The following is a 709-nucleotide window of genomic DNA, read 5'->3' as shown; positions in this document are numbered from 1 at the left end:
TGCTTTTCAGGCGTTCCAGGTCGCGCCAGTGGGGCCGCAGCCAGAACAGCAGGCATGCCAGCAGCGCCGCGCCGATCAGCACGTTCATGCTCCAGTACAGCAGGTTCATGTCCAGCGGGTCCGGCGGTACCGAGACCTTGACCACCAACTGGTCGTCCAGGGCCGAGCTGACGTCGTCCGCCCAGCCCCACTCGCCCAGGCGAACCACCATCTGGTCTTTTTCCAGCAGGCGCTGTTCTTCAGGGGTGTAGCTGGCGTCCTGGATACGCAGCAGTTGCACCTTCAGCGGCGCGAAATCCGCCGACAGGCGCACAGTGACATTGGCCCACTGCTCCATCGGCACCCGTCGGTACTCCTTGACGATCAGGCTCTGCATGCCTCGGGACTGCTCGATGTTGTAGTTCATGTAACGGTGTTCAAACAGCTGGATCACCGCCCGGGGCACCAGGTAGATCGCGGCGGCGAAGGTGACGATGGTGATCAGGTACAGCCGAATCAGGACGCGAAACATGGCTCAGCATTCCCACTCGGAACGGCTGAACAGGTAGCCCTTGCCCCACACGGTCTTGATCTTGCGCGCCTCGCCCGCGTGGTCGTCGAACTTGCGCCGCAGCTTGGAAATCGCCACGTCCACCGAACGGTCGGTGCCGTTGAACTCGATGCCGCGCAGGCGTTGCAGGATCTGGTCGCGGCTGAGCACTTCGCCGGC

General features: G+C 63.2%; 1 protein-coding gene and 1 pseudogene. Both read right to left on the bottom strand.

Annotated elements, in window-relative coordinates; genetic code table 11:
• Nucleotides 1-511, bottom strand: a pseudogene (locus HX846_RS30570) (two-component sensor histidine kinase); the annotation flags it as partial.
• A 3-nt stretch (nucleotides 512-514) separates the two neighbouring features.
• On the bottom strand, nucleotides 515-709 hold a 195-nt coding region (locus HX846_RS30565; protein ID WP_178966814.1), incomplete at its 5' end, for a winged helix-turn-helix domain-containing protein.

The organism is Pseudomonas sp. K5002 (assembly GCF_013386655.1).
In the GTDB taxonomy this organism is placed as follows: domain Bacteria; phylum Pseudomonadota; class Gammaproteobacteria; order Pseudomonadales; family Pseudomonadaceae; genus Aquipseudomonas.
This window is presented reverse-complemented; position numbering and strand designations above follow the sequence as displayed.